General features: G+C 59.9%; 17 protein-coding genes. 13 read left to right on the forward strand and 4 right to left on the reverse strand.

Annotated elements, in window-relative coordinates:
• Positions 1 to 320 precede the first annotated feature (320 nt).
• The gene (locus ACP7D9_RS24070) at positions 321 to 1,814 is read right to left on the reverse strand and encodes a CoA-acylating methylmalonate-semialdehyde dehydrogenase (protein WP_101158203.1); all 1,494 of its coding nucleotides are present in this window, start codon (positions 1,812 to 1,814) and stop codon (positions 321 to 323) included.
• Between the two features lie 76 nt (positions 1,815 to 1,890).
• Entirely contained in the window at positions 1,891 to 3,240 is a 1,350-nt protein-coding gene (locus ACP7D9_RS24075) for an aspartate aminotransferase family protein (RefSeq protein WP_426159806.1), read from the reverse strand.
• 137 nt (positions 3,241 to 3,377) lie between these two features.
• Between ACP7D9_RS24075 and ACP7D9_RS24080 the strand changes: the two genes are divergently transcribed.
• From ACP7D9_RS24080 to ACP7D9_RS24110, 7 genes are all read left to right on the forward strand, one after another.
• Positions 3,378 to 4,298: a LysR family transcriptional regulator gene (locus tag ACP7D9_RS24080; protein WP_056787796.1), complete on the forward strand. Its 921-nt coding sequence runs from the start codon at positions 3,378 to 3,380 to the stop codon at positions 4,296 to 4,298.
• Positions 4,299 to 4,424: 126 nt separating this feature from the next.
• A complete protein-coding gene (locus ACP7D9_RS24085) occupies positions 4,425 to 5,813 on the forward strand; it encodes a uracil-xanthine permease family protein (protein ID WP_426159807.1) in 1,389 nt (462 codons plus the stop codon).
• Between the two features lie 88 nt (positions 5,814 to 5,901).
• Entirely contained in the window at positions 5,902 to 6,552 is a 651-nt protein-coding gene (locus tag ACP7D9_RS24090) for a TetR/AcrR family transcriptional regulator (RefSeq protein ID WP_101158207.1), read from the forward strand.
• Between the two features lie 7 nt (positions 6,553 to 6,559).
• Positions 6,560 to 7,141: an IMPACT family protein gene (locus ACP7D9_RS24095; protein WP_101158208.1), complete on the forward strand. Its 582-nt coding sequence runs from the start codon at positions 6,560 to 6,562 to the stop codon at positions 7,139 to 7,141.
• A gap of 597 nt (positions 7,142 to 7,738) precedes the next feature.
• The gene (locus tag ACP7D9_RS24100) at positions 7,739 to 9,286 is read left to right on the forward strand and encodes an ABC transporter ATP-binding protein (RefSeq protein ID WP_426159808.1); all 1,548 of its coding nucleotides are present in this window, start codon (positions 7,739 to 7,741) and stop codon (positions 9,284 to 9,286) included.
• 13 nt (positions 9,287 to 9,299) lie between these two features.
• Positions 9,300 to 10,406 carry an ABC transporter permease gene (locus ACP7D9_RS24105; RefSeq protein WP_426159809.1) on the forward strand — a complete coding sequence of 369 codons (1,107 nt, stop codon included), beginning with the start codon at positions 9,300 to 9,302 and terminating at the stop codon, positions 10,404 to 10,406.
• Complete coding sequence (locus tag ACP7D9_RS24110) at positions 10,406 to 11,332, forward strand: ABC transporter permease (RefSeq protein WP_426159810.1); 927 nt, start codon at positions 10,406 to 10,408, stop codon at positions 11,330 to 11,332. The genes ACP7D9_RS24105 and ACP7D9_RS24110 overlap by 1 nt, the downstream gene beginning before the upstream one ends.
• On the opposite strand, the gene ACP7D9_RS24115 is transcribed toward ACP7D9_RS24110, so the two are convergent.
• Positions 11,329 to 11,739 carry a hypothetical protein gene (locus ACP7D9_RS24115; RefSeq protein ID WP_426159924.1) on the reverse strand — a complete coding sequence of 137 codons (411 nt, stop codon included), beginning with the start codon at positions 11,737 to 11,739 and terminating at the stop codon, positions 11,329 to 11,331. The two genes, ACP7D9_RS24110 and ACP7D9_RS24115, sit on opposite strands and share 4 nt — an antisense overlap.
• 84 nt (positions 11,740 to 11,823) lie before the next feature.
• On the opposite strand from ACP7D9_RS24115, the gene ACP7D9_RS24120 reads away from it, so the two are divergent.
• From ACP7D9_RS24120 to ACP7D9_RS24130, 3 genes are all read left to right on the forward strand, one after another.
• Positions 11,824 to 12,174: a MerR family transcriptional regulator gene (locus tag ACP7D9_RS24120; protein WP_426159811.1), complete on the forward strand. Its 351-nt coding sequence runs from the start codon at positions 11,824 to 11,826 to the stop codon at positions 12,172 to 12,174.
• A gap of 25 nt (positions 12,175 to 12,199) precedes the next feature.
• Positions 12,200 to 12,883 carry an SDR family oxidoreductase gene (locus ACP7D9_RS24125; protein WP_426159812.1) on the forward strand — a complete coding sequence of 228 codons (684 nt, stop codon included), beginning with the start codon at positions 12,200 to 12,202 and terminating at the stop codon, positions 12,881 to 12,883.
• A 245-nt stretch (positions 12,884 to 13,128) separates the two neighbouring features.
• Positions 13,129 to 14,487, forward strand: coding sequence for an 8-oxoguanine deaminase (locus tag ACP7D9_RS24130; protein WP_426159813.1), 1,359 nt, complete (start codon positions 13,129 to 13,131; stop codon positions 14,485 to 14,487).
• Positions 14,488 to 14,610: 123 nt separating this feature from the next.
• Here ACP7D9_RS24130 and ACP7D9_RS24135 read toward each other — a convergent pair whose 3' ends face one another.
• Positions 14,611 to 15,702, reverse strand: a complete 1,092-nt coding sequence (locus ACP7D9_RS24135) for a calcium:proton antiporter (RefSeq protein WP_426159814.1) — start codon at positions 15,700 to 15,702, stop codon at positions 14,611 to 14,613.
• Positions 15,703 to 15,975: 273 nt separating this feature from the next.
• On the opposite strand from ACP7D9_RS24135, the gene ACP7D9_RS24140 reads away from it, so the two are divergent.
• The 3 genes from ACP7D9_RS24140 to ACP7D9_RS24150 all read left to right on the forward strand — a co-directional run bounded on the left by ACP7D9_RS24140 (position 15,976) and on the right by ACP7D9_RS24150 (position 19,204).
• Positions 15,976 to 17,049 carry a BMP family ABC transporter substrate-binding protein gene (locus ACP7D9_RS24140; protein ID WP_426159815.1) on the forward strand — a complete coding sequence of 358 codons (1,074 nt, stop codon included), beginning with the start codon at positions 15,976 to 15,978 and terminating at the stop codon, positions 17,047 to 17,049.
• 155 nt (positions 17,050 to 17,204) lie between these two features.
• Positions 17,205 to 18,170: a 2-oxoglutarate and iron-dependent oxygenase domain-containing protein gene (locus ACP7D9_RS24145; protein ID WP_426159816.1), complete on the forward strand. Its 966-nt coding sequence runs from the start codon at positions 17,205 to 17,207 to the stop codon at positions 18,168 to 18,170.
• Positions 18,171 to 18,250: 80 nt separating this feature from the next.
• Positions 18,251 to 19,204 (forward strand): adenosine deaminase, encoded by a 954-nt coding sequence (locus ACP7D9_RS24150; protein WP_065615564.1) that lies wholly within the window; start codon positions 18,251 to 18,253, stop codon positions 19,202 to 19,204.
• Positions 19,205 to 19,233: the final 29 nt, after the last annotated feature.

Consider the following 19,233-nt stretch of genomic DNA (forward strand, 5'->3'; position numbering starts at 1 on the left):
ATTCTACAGCGTTAATCGCTGCTGTCAACACCTCTTTTTCTCCGCTTTCGACCGAGAAGATCGAACCGTTAAAAGAGCTACACATCATTGCTCTTTCAACTCCTTCCAGACTTCGATGATCTGAAGCAAGTCGCTGTCGAAAACTGCATAACTCTTTGAATCTCAAGGAGTTTTCCGCTTCGACTGCGCCGGAAGTGGGGCGAATTATAGACCTCTGGAATCTGCCGTCAACACCTATTTTCATATTTCTGTCATATCGGTCAAAAAGCCCCGAAAACACGAAGGCCGACCCTATAGGTCGGCCTCCTGCACCCTGCTCCTTATAAGCTAGGGAATGCGAACTGCGAAGCTTCATGACTCGCACGTTGTGGCCAACGCTGAGTGATCGCCTTGCGACGAGTATAGAAACGCACCCCATCCGGGCCATACGCATGAAGGTCGCCAAACAGCGAACGCTTCCAACCGCCGAAGCTGTGATAAGCCACCGGCACAGGCAGCGGCACGTTGACGCCAACCATGCCGACTTCGATCTCGTCGCAGAACAGACGCGCCGCTTCGCCATCACGAGTGAAGATGCAGGTGCCGTTGCCGTATTCGTGATCGTTGATCAGTTGCATCGCCTCTTCCAGGCTGTTCACTCGCACCACGCACAGCACCGGGCCGAAGATCTCTTCTTTATAGATGCGCATCTCCGGGGTGACGTTGTCGAACAGGCAGCCGCCGAGGAAGAAGCCTTCTTCATGACCGGTCACACTCAGACCACGACCATCGACCACCAGGGTCGCGCCCGCCGCCACACCGTCATCGACATAACCGCTGACCTTGTCACGCGCCTGACCGGTAACCAACGGGCCCATGTCCAGACCGCACGACGTACCCGCGCCGATTTTCAGCGCTTTGATCTGTGGAACCAGTTTCGCCACCAGCGCGTCCGCGACCTGATCGCCAACACACACGGCCACCGAGATGGCCATGCAGCGTTCGCCGCAGGAACCGTACGCCGCGCCCATCAATGCACTGACCGCGTTGTCCAGATCAGCATCGGGCATCAGCACCGCGTGGTTCTTCGCGCCGCCCAGTGCCTGAACGCGTTTGCCGCGCTTGGTGCCTTCGGCGTAGATGTATTCGGCAATCGGCGTCGAGCCCACGAAGCTCAGCGCTTTGACTTCCGGCGCTTCGATCAGCGCGTCCACCGCAGTCTTGTCACCATGGACCACGCTCATCACGCCTTTCGGCAAGCCCGCTTCCAACAGCAACTGAGCGATCAGTAGCGTCGAGCTTGGATCGCGCTCGGATGGCTTGAGGATGAAGCAGTTGCCGCAAACGATCGCCAGCGGGTACATCCACAGCGGCACCATCGCCGGGAAGTTGAACGGGGTGATACCGGCAACAATCCCCAATGGCTGAAAGTCCGACCAGGCGTCAATGTTCGGGCCGACGTTGCGGCTGTACTCGCCCTTGAGGATTTCCGGCGCGGCGCAGGCGAACTCTACGTTCTCGATACCGCGCTTCAATTCACCGGCGGCGTCTTCCAGGGTCTTGCCGTGCTCTTCGCTGATCAACTGCGAGATGCGTGCTTCGTTCTGCTCCAGCAGTTGCTTGAAACGGAACATGACCTGGGCGCGTTTGGCCGGCGGCGTGTTGCGCCAGGCCGGGAACGCGGCCTTGGCGGCATCGATGGCTTTCTGAATAGTTGCTTGACTGGCCAATGGCAGTTTATGGATCGCCTGGCCGGTAGACGGGTTGAACACATCCACTGCGCGACCGGTTTCGGTCACCAGTTCGCCATTGATCAAATGCGGGATAACGCTCATCGAACACTCCTGAATTCTGGTCCGCAGGCGCCGCAACAGGCGCCCGCATTTTTGTACATATATATAGAGAGAAAAATCAGTCGAGCTTGTTCAGCACTTCGCCGACCGCGTCGAACAGACGATCAAGGTCTTGCGGCTTGCTGTTGAAGGTCGGGCCGAACTGCAGGGTGTCGCCGCCGAAACGCACGTAGAACCCGGCTTTCCACAAGGCCATGCCCGCTTCGAACGGACGCACGATGGCATCGCCGTCGCGCCCGGCAATCTGGATCGCGCCGGCCAGACCGTAGTTGCGGATATCGATGACGTTCTTCGAGCCTTTCAGACCGTGCAGTGCGTTTTCGAAATGCGGCGCGACTTCCGCGACGCTCTGCACCAGCTGTTCCTTTTGCAGCAGATCGAGTGCGGCCAGGCCAGCGGCGCACGCCACCGGGTGCGCCGAATAGGTGTAGCCATGGGGGAATTCCACGGCGTACTCCGGCGTCGGCTGGTTCATGAAGGTCTGATAAATCTCGGAACTGGCAATCACCGCGCCCATTGGAATCGCGCCGTTGGTGACTTGCTTGGCGATGCACATCAGGTCCGGGGTCACGCCGAAGCTGTCTGCACCGAACATCGAACCGGTGCGACCGAAACCGGTGATCACTTCGTCGAACACCAGCAAGATGTTGTGCTGATCGCAGATCTCGCGCAGACGCTTGAGGTAACCCTGCGGCGGAACCAGTACCCCGGCAGACCCGGCCATCGGTTCAACGAACACGGCAGCGATGTTGGAGGCGTCGTGCAGCTCGATCAACTTCAGCAGCTCATCGGCCAACGCGATACCGCCCTGCTCCGGCATGCCACGGGAAAAGGCATTGCTCGCCAGCAACGTGTGCGGCAGATGATCGACATCCATCATCGCCTGACCAAACAGTTTGCGGTTGCCGTTGACGCCGCCGAGGCTGGTGCCAGCGATATTCACGCCGTGGTAGCCACGGGCACGGCCGATCATTTTGGTCTTGGTCGCCTGGCCTTTCAGGCGCCAGTAGGCACGGACCATTTTCACGGCGGTATCGGCGCATTCGGAACCGGAGTCGGTGAAGAACACGTGGTTCAGGTTGCCCGGGGTCAGTTCGGTGATTTTCTCTGCCAACTGGAACGACAACGGATGGCCGTACTGGAAGCCTGGCGAGTAATCGAGAGTGCCCAGTTGTTTCGAAACGGCCTCTTGAATTTCCTTGCGGGTGTGCCCGGCGCCGCAGGTCCACAAACCAGACAGCGAATCGTAGATCTTGCGGCCCTTGTCGTCGAACAGCCAGCTGCCTTCTGCGCCGACAATCAGCCGCGGGTCGCGCTGAAAGTTGCGGTTGGCGGTGTACGGCATCCAGTGCGCGTCCAGCTTCAGTTGGCTGGCCAGTGGCGACGGCGCGTTTTCAGGCATGTTCATCGGGCAAAACCTCGCAGGGCATAAGCGTCAGGGAGATGGAAAGCGTTGTTGCGGCTAAGTTGCCATGGCGATAAAGTCGGTGAAATCCAACTCTTCTAACCTTCAGTTAGATCAATGCTAAACAAAGAGAACAAAAAATGAGCAGCCGCCGCGCCGATCCGCTGGCCCAGGTCAGTGATTTTGATATTCGCCTGCTGCGGATTTTTCGCAGCGTCGTGGAGTGTGGCGGCTTCTCCGCAGCGGAAACCGTGCTCGGTATCGGGCGTTCGGCGATCAGCCAGCAGATGAGCGATCTGGAGCAGCGCCTCGGATTGCGCTTGTGCCAGCGTGGGCGGGCCGGGTTTTCGCTGACCGAGGAAGGTCGTGAGGTGTATCAATCAGCGCTGCAATTATTGAGCGCGCTGGAAAGTTTCCGCACTGAGGTAAACGGTCTGCATCAACACCTGCGCGGCGAGTTGATCATCGGCCTGACCGACAATCTGGTCACCCTGCCCCACATGCGCATCACCCACGCCCTCGCGCAGTTGAAAGAGCGTGGGCCGGACGTGCAGATTCAGATTCGCATGATCGCGCCAAACGAAGTTGAACAAGGTGTACTCGATGGGCGCTTGCATGTGGGTGTGGTGCCGCAGGCCAGTGCATTGTCGGGTCTGGAGTATCAGCCGTTGTACAGCGAGCGTTCGCTGCTGTACTGCGCCGTTGGTCATCCGCTGTTTTATGTCGATGACAAACAGCTCGATGACCAACGCCTCGACAGTCAGGACGCGATTGCACCGACCTTTCGGTTGCCGGCGGAGATTCAGGCGCATTATCAGGCGCTCAACTGCACCGCCAGCGCGTCGGATCGCGAGGGCATGGCGTTTCTGATTCTGACCGGGCGTTATATCGGCTATTTGCCGGATCATTACGCCAGCCTTTGGGTGCAGCAAGGACGGTTGCGGGCGCTCAAGGCCGGCACGCGCTTTTACGATTTGAGTCTGGCATCGGTCACGCGCAAGGGCCGGCGCCCTCATTTGGTGCTGGAAAGCTTTTTGGAGAGTCTGGCGGCGACGCGCTGAACGCGAGATCAAAAGATCGCAGCCTTCGGCAGCTCCTACTTCTGACGGTCGTTATTCACGAAAGCTGAGCAAGTGGACAGGTTTTTGCAGAGAAGGCGTAACTCGATCCTTCAAGAAGCCAAAGCCATGCAGCCAGACTCCGATTCGTCCAGTGAACTGATCTACGGCCTCAACGACCGTCCCAAACCTCCCGCCGCGATCCTCGCCGCGTTGCAACACGTGCTCGCCAGTTTCGTCGGCATCATCACCCCGCCGCTGGTGATCGGCTCCGCGCTCGGGCTGACCGCGCATCTACCGTACCTGATCAGCATGGCGCTGATGGTCTCGGGCGTCGGCACCTTTATCCAGGCGCGGCGACCGTTCGGCATTGGCGCGGGGATGATCTGTCTGCAAGGCACCAGTTTCGCGTTTCTCGGTGCGGTGCTGTCGGCCGGGTTTCTGGTCAAGCAGCGCGGCGGCAGCCCGGAAGATATTCTGGCGATGATTTTCGGCGTGTGCTTTTTCGGCGCAATCGTGCAGATCGTGCTCAGCCGCTTCATCGGTCAGTTGCGCCGAGTGGTGACACCGCTGGTGACCGGCATTGTCATCACCCTGATCGGCATCAGCCTGATCAAGGTCGGCATCACCGATCTGGGTGGCGGCTTCAATGCGCCGGACTTCGGCGCGCCGGGCAATCTGGCCTTGGGCGTGTTCGTGCTGCTGACGATCATTCTGCTCAACCGCTCGAATACACCGTGGGTACGGCTGTCGGCGATCATTATCGGTTTGCTGCTGGGTAGTCTGGCGGCGTGGTTCAGCGGGAAATTCGTCCCGCAGCCGCTGCCTGACTTGCCGCTGGTGAGTTTTCCTACGCCGTTCAAGTTTGGTTTCAACTTCGACTGGACGGCTTTCCTGCCGGTCGCGCTGATTTATCTGATCAGCACCATCGAAACCGTCGGCGACCTCACCGCCAATTGCATGCTCGCCCGCCAACCGATCTACGGCCCTTCTTATATAAGTCGCTTGCGCGGTGGCGTGCTTGGCGATGGCGTGAGCTGCATGATCGCGGCGACCTTCAGCGCGTTCCCTAATACGACGTTCGCGCAGAACAACGGCGTGATCCAGCTGACCGGCGTTGCCAGCCGCTACGTCGGCCTCTACATCGGCGCGATCCTGTTCTGCCTCGGCCTGTTCCCGATGATCGGCGCGGTGTTGCAACAGATCCCAAAACCGGTGCTAGGCGGTGCGACGCTGGTGATGTTCGGCGCCGTCGCGGCGGCCGGAGTGCGCATCCTTGCGCAGTCGCCGCTGGACCGGCGCAGTATGTTGATCATCGCCACTTCGTTCGGCGTCGGCCTTGGCATCGCCGCGCAACCGAACCTGCTGCACCTGCTGCCTAAACTGGTGCAGAACCTGTTCGACTCGGCGATCACCAGCGGCGGGCTGACAGCAATCTTCCTCTGTCTGTTGTTGCCCGAAGGCAAAACCGCAGCAGCGCAAAACCCCGCATCAATGAACAAGATCGAACAGGCGTAACTGTTTTTCTGCGCAAGGACTTGTCGGATGCCTGTGGGTGCGCTATCAACGCAACTGGTTGCACCCACAGACAATCCCGGAAGTGCCTATGACCTTTGAAGTCCCAGCCCACGGCGGCAAACCCGCCAGCCGCATTCGTCAGAAGAACGAAGAGACCATCCTCAAAGCCGCCGAAGACGAGTTCGCCCGTCACGGGTTCAAAGGCACCAGCATGAACACCATCGCGCAGAATGCCGGACTGCCCAAGGCCAACCTGCATTACTACTTCACCAACAAACTCGGTTTGTACGTAGCAGTGCTGAGCAACATCATCGAGTTGTGGGACAGCACCTTCAACACCCTCACCGCCGAGGATGATCCGGCCGAAGCCCTGACCCGCTACATCCGCGCGAAGATGGAATTTTCCCGGCGCCAGCCACAGGCCTCGCGAATCTTCGCCATGGAAGTGATCAGCGGCGGCGAATGCCTGAGCGAATACTTCAATCAGGATTACCGCGCCTGGTTCACCGGGCGTGCTGCGGTGTTTCAGGCGTGGATCGATGCGGGCAAAATGGACCCGGTCGATCCGGTGCACCTGATCTTCCTGCTGTGGGGCAGCACCCAGCATTACGCCGACTTCGCCACGCAGATCTGCCGCGTCACCGGGCGCAGCAAGTTGACCAGGCAGGACATGGAAGACGCCGGCAACAACCTGATCCGCATCATTCTCAAAGGCTGCGGCCTCACTCCTTCTCTATAAGACGTTTATGCCTTTCACCCTCAGCGGTTTTTGCGAATACCGCGAAGAGATTCGCAAAAGCCGCTTTATCACGCTGGCCACGCCGATCAGCAGCCCCGCCGACGCGCAGGCTTTTTTCGAGCTGCACAGCGATCTGAACGCCACGCACAACTGCTGGGCGTGGAAACTCGGCGCGCAATACCGCAGCACTGACGACGGCGAGCCCGGCGGCACTGCCGGGCGCCCGATTCTGGCGGCGATCGAAGCGCAGGATTGCGATCAGGTCGCGGTGCTGGTGATCCGCTGGTACGGCGGCATTCAACTGGGCACCGGCGGCTTGGCCAGGGCCTACGGCGGCGGCGCCAATAAATGCCTGCAAGCGGCGGAAAAAGTCGAGCTGATCAGCCGGGTGCCGCTGAGTTGCGCCTGTGGCTTCGCCGAACTGGCGCTGGTGAAGCTGCGCGTGGCGGATCTGGGTGGGCTGGTGGTGGAGGAAAACTTCACGGCCAATGGCGTGGAGTTGAAGTTGGCGGTGGGGGAAGCGCAGATCGACGTCTTGCAAACGCAACTTGCTGATCTGAGCCGTGGACGGATTTTGTTGCAGCGATAAATTCAAGATCAATAGATCGCAGCGTTCCGCAGCTCCTACAGTTGAAATGCGTTCCCCTGCAGGAGCTGCCGAAGGCTGCGATCTTTTAGGGCATCCCCGATTGGCAAGTTGCCCACACCTGCTGTGCACCCGCTTGTGGATAACCTGAGCACATACCGCTGTAACCCTTCTGTCATGCGGCTTTGCGCGATTTGTTCACTTTTCGTTCAAATGACCCGACGAAACGGAAATTCGTCGCAAAAACAAGAAGTTAACTGCGTATATCACCAATAGAACAAAGCATTACAGTGCTTATGCCCTACCTCAACGCTTGCGCACAATTACTGTGGAGCAATCTGTGGATAAGCCGTTCATGACCGCCGCAGTCGCTGGATCTGCCTAGCCCCCAAGTGATTGCTCGTTTTTTAACCAACTGCTCACGGGCAAAACTGGAGCCGGATCAACGGCTTTGCGCTGAAATGGTGCTCGATCATGAAACAAATCGAGCGCCGATGCGCTGCAATCAGCGTTTGGCAACGGGTTGGGCCGGCGTTCCTGACTCAATGGCCAGGAAATTGCTTTATCCACAGGCACAACTCCAAGTCAGTCGAGCCTGTCATGTCCATCGCCTCTTCACCACCGCGCCTGCAACTGCGCCAGATCAGCAAACGCTACCCCGGATGTCTGGCCAACGATGACATCGACCTGACCATCGCGCCGGGTGAAATCCACGCTTTGCTCGGTGAAAACGGCGCGGGCAAAAGTACGTTGATGAAGATCATTTACGGTGTCACCCAGTGCGATAGCGGTGAAATGCTATGGCAGGGTCAACGCGTGCATATCCGCAATCCGGCGCAGGCGCGGCAGTTGGGCATTGGCATGGTGTTCCAGCATTTCTCGTTGTTCGAAACCCTTAGCGTGGCGCAGAACATCGCGCTGGCGATGGGTGCGAAAGCCGGAACGCCGAAGCAACTGGAGCCGAAGATTCGCGAAGTATCCCGCCGTTATGGCATGGCACTGGAGCCGGAGCGACTTGTTCACAGCCTGTCGATCGGCGAGCGCCAGCGCGTGGAAATCATTCGTTGCCTGATGCAAGACATCCGCCTGCTGATTCTCGACGAGCCGACCTCGGTGCTGACGCCGCAAGAGGCTGACGAGTTGTTCATTACCCTGCGGCACCTGGCTGCCGAGGGCTGCAGCATTCTGTTTATCAGCCACAAACTCGGCGAAGTGCGCGCCTTGTGCCACAACGCCACGGTGCTGCGCGGCGGTCGGGTAGCGGGGCATTGCGTGCCGGCCCAGTGTTCGGATCAGCAACTGGCGCAACTGATGGTCGGCGAAGCGGCGGCATTGATTGGCGAGTATCGGAAAGTCAGCGGTGGCGCGGCGTTTCTGCAGGTGAGCGGTTTGAGTTGGCACAACCCGGATCCTTTTGGCTGCTCGCTGCATGACATCAATGTGCAAGTGCGCAGCGGTGAAATCGTTGGCATCGCTGGCGTCGCCGGCAATGGCCAGGATGAGTTGCTCGCCCTGCTCAGCGGCGAACAGCCCTTGCCTGGTGCGCAATCGGCGAGCATTCGCTTCGCTGAGCGAAACGTTGCTCATCTGCGCCCGGATGCGCGACGCAAACTGGGCCTGGCCTTCGTGCCGGCCGAACGACTCGGCCACGGTGCGGTGCCGGAGTTGAGTCTGGCCGATAACGCCCTGCTCAGTGCATTCCAGCAAGGACTGGTCAGCAGCGGGCTGATTCAACGCGGCAAAGTCGAGGCGCTGGCGCGGCAGATCATCCAGCGTTTCGGCGTTAAAACACCAGGCACGCAAACCGCTGCGCGCAGCCTGTCGGGCGGCAATCTGCAGAAATTCATCCTCGGCCGGGAAATTCTGCAGCAACCGAAACTGCTGATCGCCGCGCACCCGACCTGGGGCGTCGACGTTGGCGCAGCCGCGACCATCCATAGCGCCTTGATTGCCCTGCGTGATGCCGGCGCGGCGATCCTGGTGATTTCCGAAGACCTTGATGAATTGTTCCAGATCAGCGATCGCCTCGGTGCGCTGTGCGGCGGGCGTCTGTCGACACTGCAAGCAACGTGCGCGACACAACTGAGCGATGTCGGCGCGTGGATGGCCGGCCAGTTCGATCACTCACCTTGCGCCGCCTCGGTTTAACGGAGTTCCAACCATGCTGCTTTCTCTCGAACCTCGTGGCCAGCAATCGCGCGTGATGCTGTGGTGCTCGCCCTTATTGGCGGCGGTGCTGACCCTCGGCTGCGGCTCGCTGTTGTTCGTCGCGCTGGGCCACGATTCACTGCAAACCTTACACACGCTGCTGATCGCGCCGGTCAGCGATTTATATGGCGTGTCTGAATTGCTGGTCAAAGCGCTGCCGATTCTGCTCTGCGCACTCGGTCTGGCGGTGGCTTATCAGGCGCGGATATGGAACATCGGCGCCGAAGGTCAACTGCTGCTCGGCGCATTGGCCGGCAGTGCTTTGGCGGTGAATATTATCGATGTGCAAAGTCGCTGGGCGCTGGTGCTGATCCTGTTGACCGGCACCTTCGCCGGCGCCGCGTGGGCCGGACTCACCGCATGGCTGCGAACGCGCTTCAACGCCAACGAAATCCTCACCAGCATCATGCTTAATTACATCGCGTTGAACCTGCTGCTGTTTTGCGTGCATGGCCCATTGAAAGATCCTGCGGGGTTCAATTTCCCCGAGTCGGCGATGTTCGGCGACGCCAGTCGCCTGCCACTGCTGCTGGAGGACGGCCGCGTGCACGCTGGGGTGTATTTCGCCCTGCTCGCGCTAGTGGCGGTGTGGGTGCTGTTGCAGAAGAGCTTTATCGGTTTCCAGATCAAAGTGCTGGGTCTGGACAAGCGTGCGGCAGGCTTCGTCGGCTTTCGCGAGAAACGCCTGATCTGGCTGGTGCTGTTGATCAGCGGTGGCCTGGCCGGGCTCGCCGGGGTCTGCGAAGTGACCGGACCGATTGGCCAACTGGTACCGCAGGTGTCGCCAGGTTATGGCTACGCGGCCATTACCGTGGCGTTTCTCGGACGGTTGAATCCGATCGGCATTCTGTTCTCCAGTCTGCTGATGGCGCTGCTGTACATCGGCGGCGAGAGCGCGCAGATGTCGCTCAATCTGCCGCAGGCAATCACTCAATTATTTCAGGGCATGATGCTGTTTTTCCTGCTCGCCTGCGACGTGCTGATTCTCTATCGGCCACGCCTGAAACTGCGCTGGACCCGGCGCGCCTCGACCACTGCCGTAACCGCCGGAGCGCTGTGATGGATATCGATCTGCTGAGCAACATTTTCTACGCCATGGTCCGCTGCGGCACGCCGCTGCTGCTGGTGGCGTTGGGTGAACTGATCTGCGAGAAAAGCGGCGTCCTCAATCTTGGCCAGGAAGGCATGATGCTGTTCGGCGCGGTGATCGGTTTTATCGTCGCCCTCAACAGCGGCAACCTGTGGCTGGGCGTGCTGTTGGCGATGCTCGCCGGCATGCTGCTGTCGTCGCTGTTTGCCTTGGTCGCGCTGGTGTTCAACGCCAACCAGGTGGCAACCGGGTTGGCGTTGACGATTTTCGGTGTCGGGCTTTCGACCTTTGTCGGCGCGGCTTGGGTCGGTAAGCCGCTGGCGGGTTTCGAGCCATTGGCGATTCCCTATTTGAGTGAAATTCCGCTGCTGGGGCGGATGCTGTTTGCCCAGGATCTGCTGGTGTATCTGTCGTTCGCGCTGTTTGCGCTGGTGGCGTGGGTGATCATCAAAAGTCGTGTCGGGTTGATAATTCAGGCAGTCGGCGAGAACCCGGATGCAGCGAGCGCAATGGGCGTGCCGGTGTTGACCGTGCGCACATTGGCGGTGCTGTTTGGCGGGGCGATGGCCGGGTTGGCGGGGGCGTATCTGTCGCTGGCCTATACGCCGATGTGGGCAGAAAACATGACCGCCGGCCGCGGCTGGATCGCCCTGGCGCTGGTGGTGTTTGCCAGCTGGCGCGTATGGCGATTGTTGCTCGGCGCGTATCTGTTCGGCCTTGCCAGCATCCTGCATTTGGTGGCGCAGGGATTGGGGCTGGCGATTCCTTCGAGCCTGCTGGCGATGCTGCCGTATGTGGCAACGATCGTAGTGCTGGTGTTGCTGTCCCGCGATGCCGTGCGCACACGACTGTATGCGCCGGTGTCGTTGGGGCAGCCTTGGCAATCGGGGCATTAAGAGGTGAATTCGCTCGCTCGCGAAGGCGTCCGCACAGGCAACACTTGAGCAACGCCCCACGCCAGTTCGAAGACCAGGAAAATAATCAAAATCGAACTTGCGCCATGGGCCAAGGCATACCCCTGCCAAGCCGCAAACAAAAATCTGGCCACCGCGTCATAGCGTCCATAAAGCGCCTGCGGATCACGAATCCGCAGCACCGCCCAAACACACACCACTGACCCCAGCAGATTCGCCATCAACATATGCACAGGCTGAAACGTCGGCAGTTCGCCGGGCAAATTCAGTGCGCTCAACACTCCGTGCACAACGGCGAAACTCCACGGCGTGGCAAACGCTGCCGTGACGATCAGGTCATACCAGGCACTGCCACGCACCACGTTGCGATACTGCGTTGAAGTCCACATCATCCATGCTCCAGAAATTCAGGGAGCAAGCACGGTAAAGCCTGGAGTATGCTCCAGGGTCAATAGTCCTTTTTGAGAGCCCGCATGCGCATCGGTGAATTAGCCCAGGCCAGCGCCGTCAGCCGTGACACCTTGCGTTTTTACGAGCAGCGCGGGTTGATCGCGGCGCAACGCAGTGCCAACGGTTATCGCGACTACCCGCCGCAGATGGTGCAACTGGTGCTCTATATCAAAACGGCGCAACGCCTGGGATTTACTCTCGGCGAAATCGGCAACAGCGTCACGGCACTGTGGAACGCGCCCGAGCCGGAGGACGCCGTGGCGCAGTTGCTGCGCGACAAACTGCAACTGATCGAAACGCGCATGGGCGAACTCGGCGCGCTGCGTCAGGAGTTGCAACTTCGGCTCGGTCAGGCCTGTCCATTGAATCCATGATCCTCATTCCTCAAGGAAGCCCTTCATGTCTGCAAAAAACGCACTGATCATAGGCGCCTCCCGGGGCCTGGGCCTCGGTCTGGTGAAGACCCTGCTGGCCGACGGCTGGCAAGTCACTGCTACCGTGCGCAATCCTGCCAATGCCGATGCGCTTCAAGCATTAGGCAAAGTGCGCATCGAGAAGCTCGACATGGACGACCAGCAAGCGGTGATCGCTCTGAGCCAGAAACTCAAGGGCGAAACCTTCGATCTGTTGTTCGTCAACGCCGGGGTCAAAGGCCCGGAAGTACAGACGCCGGGCGGCGCGACCCTGGCCGAAGTCGGACAGCTGTTTTTCACCAACGCGGTGGCGCCGATCAATCTGGCCCAGCGTTTCGTCGGGCAGATCCGCGACGGCAGCGGCGTGCTGGCGTTCATGAGTTCGGTGCTTGGCAGCGTGACCATGCCCGACGCGCCGGAACTGGCACTGTACAAGGCGAGCAAGGCGGCGCTGAATTCCATGACCAACAGTTTCGTCACGCAACTGGGCGAGCAGAAACTGACCGTGCTGTCGCTGCACCCGGGCTGGGTGAAGACCGACATGGGTGGCGAAGGCGCCGATCTCGACGTCGACACCAGCACCCGCGGGCTGATCGATCAGGTCAATGCGTTTACCGGCAAGGGCGGGCATCACTTCGTCAACTACAAGGGTGAAACGATTCCCTGGTAAGCACTGAAGATCCCCTGCAGGAGTTGCCCAAGGCTGGGATCTTTTGAATCTGAAAAACAAGATCAAAAGATCGCAGCCTTCGGCAGCTCCTACACAGGGATCGTGGTGAATGGTCGGGTGGCGCTTGCCCGGCGCTGCGATTTGTTTGAAACTGCGCGCCTCGTCCTCGCGACGACCCTGGATCAGCAGACAGGGCAACACTGAGCTGGCAACCCTGAACCCGATTTTCAGAGGAGCCGGCCACAATGCCTGCGACCCGTACCTGGTTAAAAAACCCCCTTGCCATTTTCACGGCCAACGCGCTCGACGCCCGTGGCGGTCTGGTGCTGCAAGACGGCGTGATCGTCGAAGTGCTCGCTGTCGGTCAGCAGCCGACGGCGCCGTGCAATGAAGTGTTCGATGCCCGCGAGCATGTGATCCTGCCGGGCCTGATCAACACTCACCATCACTTCTATCAAACCCTGACCCGCGCCTGGGCGCCGGTGGTTAATCAGCCGCTGTTTCCGTGGCTGAAAACCCTGTACCCGGTATGGGCACGGTTGACCCCGGAAAAACTCGCGCTCGCCACCAAAGTGGCGCTGGCCGAGTTACTGCTCTCCGGCTGCACCACTGCTGCCGACCATCACTACCTGTTCCCTGACGGTCTGGAAAACGCCATCGACGTGCAGGTTGAAAGCGTCCGCGAACTGGGCATGCGCGCCATGCTCACACGCGGCTCGATGAGTCTCGGCGAGAAGGACGGCGGCCTGCCCCCGCAACAAACGGTGCAGGAAGGTCAGGTGATCCTTGATGACAGCCAGCGGCTGATTCACGAGTACCACGAGCGTGGCGACGGCGCGCAGATCCAGATCGCTCTGGCGCCGTGTTCACCGTTTTCGGTGACTCCGCAAATCATGTCGGCCAGCGCTGATCTGGCGAACACGCTGGATGTGCGTCTGCACACCCACCTCGCAGAAACCCTCGATGAAGAGGACTTCTGCCTGCAGCGTTTCGGCCTGCGCACCGTCGACTATCTGGACAGCGTCGGCTGGCTCGGCCCGCGTACCTGGCTGGCCCACGGCATCCATTTCAACCCCGACGAAATCGCCCGCCTCGGCCAGGCCGGTACCGGCATCTGCCATTGCCCAAGCTCGAACATGCGTCTGGCGTCCGGCATCTGCCCGAGCATTGAGCTGACCGACGCCGGCGCGCTGTTCGGTCTTGGCGTCGACGGTTCGGCGTCCAACGATGCCTCGAACATGATCCTCGAAGCGCGTCAGGCCCTGTACATCCAGCGCCTGCGTTACGGTGCCGAAAAAATCACCCCGGAGCGCGTGCTGGGCTGGGCGACCAAGGGTTCGGCGAGCCTGCTCGGTCGTACCGATATCGGCGAAATCGCCGTCGGCAAACAGGCGGATCTGGCGTTGTTCAAGCTTGATGAACTGCGCTTCTCCGGTAGCCACGATCCGATTTCGGCACTGCTGCTCTGCGGCGCCGATCGGGCCGATCGGGTGATGATCGGTGGCAAGTGGCGTGTGGTTGATGGACAGGTTGAAGGGTTGGACCTGAAAGGTCTGATTGCCGATCACAGCCAGGCGGCTCGGCAGTTGATTGCCGGAAGCTGATCCAAGCAACAATCCCTGTGGGAGCGGGCTTGCTCGCGAAGGCGTCGTGTCAGCCGGTATTGAATTGCCTGACACGCCGCCTTCGCGAGCAAGCCCGCTCCCACAGTTGGTTTTGTGGTGGGCTTAAAGGCCTAGCAGGGACAGCATGATAAACGTGGCGAACAGCACAAAGTGCGTCATCCCCTCAATGGCGTTGGTCTCGCCGTCATTGAGGTTGATCGCGCTGACGATCAGGGTGATGAAGATCATCACTGTCTGCACCGGGGTCATTGCCATTTGAAACGGCTGGCCGGTGTACAACGCCATCGCTTCCATCACCGGCACGGTGAGAATCACCGTCGACAGTGACGCGCCCATCGCGATGTTGACCACCGATTGCATGCGATTGGCCAAGGCTGCACGCAACGCGGTCAGAATCTCCGGCGCCGCCGAAATCGCCGCCACCAGAATCGCAGTGATCACTGGCGGCGCGCCCGTCCCTTCCAAGCCAACATCCAGGGTCTTGGACATCACCTCGGCCAGTGCGCCGATGATCACCACCCCCGACACCAGAATGCCGATCGACAGTGCCAGGCTGACCGGCTTCGGCTCCTGCTCGACCGGCTCTTTTCTGCGGCGTTTGTCCGGGTAGCTGTAGCTGAAAAAGTAACTGTGCGGGCCGACCTGCATGCGCAGGAACAGCGCGTAGAGCACCATCATCGCGCCAATGGTGAACGCCGAATACATCTTCCAGTTGGCCTCGGGAATGAACTCCGGCACCACCATCGACACGCCCATCGCCGTCAGAATCATCACGCTGTAGCTGCGCGCCGAGTCGTCGTTGTAGGACTGCTCGCCGTGTTTGATCCCGCCCATCAAAGCGGCGAGGCCGAGGATGCCGTTGATGTCGAGCATCACCGCTGAATAAATCGTGTCGCGCACCAGCGTTGCCGAGGCCTCGTTGCTCATCATGATCGCCAGGATCACCACTTCGACGAGCACCGCCGAGAGCGTGAGAATCATCGTGCCGTAGGGGTCGCCAACCTTTTCCGCGAGCAGTTCGGCGTGATGAGCGACACGCATCGAGGCGGCGACTATGAAGGCGATCAGCAGCAGACCGCCGACCAACCCGACAATCTGGCCGCTGTGCAGCAGCCAGTGTTCCAGTGGATAAGCGACGCACGCGGCAAGGACTGCCAGCAGCAGGAAGCTTTCTTGTTTGAGGATCGAGAGCATGACGGGCCTTTTGCCGAAAAGAGCTGATGAAGCTACTGACTGCCGGGCGGCGCTAACGTTTCGTTACATCTTTGCGCACCAACCCATGGCGCGCGCACGCTGACTTGCACTGCGTTGGTTCCAACGCTGAAAAGATCGCAGCCTTCGGCAGCTCCTACAGGTTCGCATTTCCATGTAGGAGCTGCCGAAGGCTGCGATCTTTTTGTTTGTTGTCCTGTTGGTCAGCAATTTGCATTGGCCCTGAGCACACACAACAAAATGGAGTTCGGGTTCATGCCAATACGTCCGCTGCACAAATTGCTGTATGCCGCCATCGGTCTGGGAATCAGCCTGAGCGCCAGCGCTGCCGATCCGCTGAAGGTCGGTTTCGTCTACATCGGCCCGATCGGTGACCACGGCTGGACGTATCAGCACGAACAGGGGCGCAAGGCGCTGGCGGAGAAATTCGGCACGCAGATCACCACCAACTACGTGGAAAACGTCGCCGAGGGCGCCGACGCCGAGCGGGTGATCCGCAACATGGCCAAGGACAAATATGACCTGATCTTCACCACGTCTTTCGGCTACATGAACCCGACAGTGAAAGTCGCCAGGCAATTTCCCAAGGTGACGTTCGAGCACGCCACCGGCTACAAGCAGGACAAGAACCTCGGCACTTATCTGGCACGCACTTACGAGGGGCGCTACGTCAGCGGATTTCTCGCGGCGAAGATGACCAAAACCAGGAAGATCGGCTACGTCGCCTCGTTCCCGATTCCGGAAGTAATCCGCGACATCAACGCCATCCAGCTGGCCTTGAACAAGTACAACCCTGGCACCGAAATCAAAGTGGTGTGGGTCAACTCCTGGTTCGACCCGGGGAAGGAAGCCGATGCCGCCAACGCGCTGATTGATCAGGGCGTCGACGTGGTGTTCCAGCACACCGACAGCCCGGCGCCGATTCAGGCTGCCGAACGGCGGGGGGTGTATGCCGTGGGTTACGCCTCGGACATGGCCCACTTTGGCCCGAAAGCGGTGCTGACCTCGATCGTCAATGACTGGGCGCCGCACTACATTCAGGCGACGCAGAGCGTGATCGACCACACCTGGAAACCCCAGGATTACTGGGGCGGGCTGAAGGAAGGCACGGTGGAACTGCCGATCAGCGACCTGGTGCCAGCGCCGGTGAAAGCCGAGGCCGAGCAGTTGATCGCTGACATCAAGAGCGGCACGTTGCAGCCGTTCACCGGGCCGATCAAGGATCAGGCAGGCACAGAGAAAATCCCGGCCGGCGTGAGCGCCACCAACGCGGAACTGGCGTCGATGAATTATTACGTTGAGGGCATGAAGGCAGAGATGCCTAAGTAACTTCCAAAAATACACCGCCCCTGTGGGAGCTGGCTTGCCAGCGATGAGGCCTTCACATTCAACATCATTGTTGCCAGTTGGATCGCCATCGCTGGCAAGCCAGCTCCCACAGTTTTTTCGGTGTTCTCATGTTTGCGTTTCTTCAGGACCAGTGCATGAACAGTCTCCCCATCATCGACATCAGCCCGCTCTACAGCGCCGACGAGAATGCCTGGCCCGCCGTGGCCGGGCAGATCGACCAAGCCTGCCGCGAGTGGGGCTTTTTCTATATCAAGGGCCATCCGATCTCAGCGCAACGCATCGACGCCCTGCTCGATCACGCCCAGCGCTTCTTCGCCCTGCCTGCGGCACAAAAACTCGAAATCGACATCACCCAAACCCGCCACCATCGCGGCTACGGAGCGATTGCCACCGAGCAACTGGACCCGGACAAACCCAGTGATCTGAAAGAAACCTTCGACATGGGCCTGCACTTGCCGGCCGAGCATCCCGAGGTGCTCGCAGAAAAACCTTTGCGAGGCCCCAATCGTCATCCGGCGCAACCCGGCTGGGCAGCGCTGATGGAGCAGCATTACCTCGACATCCAGGCGCTGGCGCAAACCCTGTTGCGGGCGATGACCCTAGCGCTGGGCATCGAGCGCGACTTCTTCGATACGCGATTTGTCGAGCCGGTCAGCGTGTTGCGCATGATCCATTATCCGCCGCGCCACAACGCCAGTTGCGCCGAGCAGCAAGGCGCCGGCGCCCACACCGATTACGGCTGCATCACCCTGCTTTATCAGGACAGCGCCGGCGGCCTGCAGGTGAAGAACGTCAAAGGTGAATGGATCGACGCGCCACCTATCGAGGGCACTTTTGTGGTCAACCTCGGCGACATGATGGCGCGCTGGAGCAACGACCGTTATCGCTCGACACCGCACCGGGTGATCAGCCCGCTGGGTGTCGACCGCTATTCAATGCCGTTCTTCGCCGAACCGCATCCGGACACGCGCATTGAATGCCTGCCTGGTTGTCAGGACGCACAGCACCCGGCGAAATATCCGACGACCACCTGCGCTGAGTTCCTGCTATCGCGCTTCGCCGATACCTACGCCTATCGCCGCGAACAAGCAGCGGTTTAATCAATCAGCTGGTCAGGTTTTGCCAATTGTTGCGGCCGGCCTCTGTAGAATGCCGGCATTGCACCTGATGAGAAAAAACCATGTACGACTGGCTCAACGCCCTGCCCAAAGCCGAACTGCACCTGCATCTGGAAGGTTCGCTGGAGCCTGAATTGCTGTTCGCCCTAGCCGAACGCAACAAGATCGCCCTGCCGTGGAGCGACGTCGAAACCCTGCGCAAGGCTTACGCCTTCAACAATCTGCAGGAATTCCTCGACCTGTATTACCAGGGCGCCGATGTGCTGCGCACTTCGCAGGATTTCTACGACCTGACCTGGGCCTACCTGCTGCGCTGCAAAGCACAGAACGTGATTCACACCGAACCGTTCTTCGATCCGCAGACCCACACCGACCGGGGAATCCCGTTCGAAGTAGTGCTCAACGGCATCGCCGCCGCGCTCAAGGATGGCGAGACGCAACTGGGCATCAGCAGCGGTTTGATCCTCAGCTTCCTGCGCCACCTCAGCGAAGACGAAGCACAGAAAACCCTCGATCAGGCGCTGCCGTTCCGTGATGCGTTTGTCGCGGTCGGCCTCGACAGTTCGGAGATGGGCCACCCGCCGAGCAAATTCAAACGCGTCTTCGATCGCGCCCGCGACGAAGGCTTCCTCACCGTCGCTCACGCCGGTGAAGAAGGCCCGCCTGAGTACATCTGGGAAGCCATCGACCTGCTGAAAATCCAGCGCATCGATCATGGCGTGCGCGCGATCGAAGACGAGCGCCTGATGCAGCGGATCATCGACGAGCAGATCCCCCTGACCGTATGCCCGCTGTCGAACACCAAGCTCTGCGTGTTCGATCATATGTCGCAGCACAACATCCTCGACATGCTCGAACGCGGCGTGAAGGTCACGGTGAACTCCGATGACCCGGCGTACTTCGGTGGTTACGTCACCGAGAACTTCCACGCACTGCACGAACATCTGGGCATGACCCAGGATCAGGCCAGGCGCCTGGCGCAGAACAGTCTGGATGCGCGGTTGGTAAAACCGTAAGTAACATCGCAAAACCAATGTGGGAGCGA

This window comes from Pseudomonas sp. TSRC2-2, from assembly GCF_049897785.1.
In the GTDB taxonomy this organism is placed as follows: domain Bacteria; phylum Pseudomonadota; class Gammaproteobacteria; order Pseudomonadales; family Pseudomonadaceae; genus Aquipseudomonas.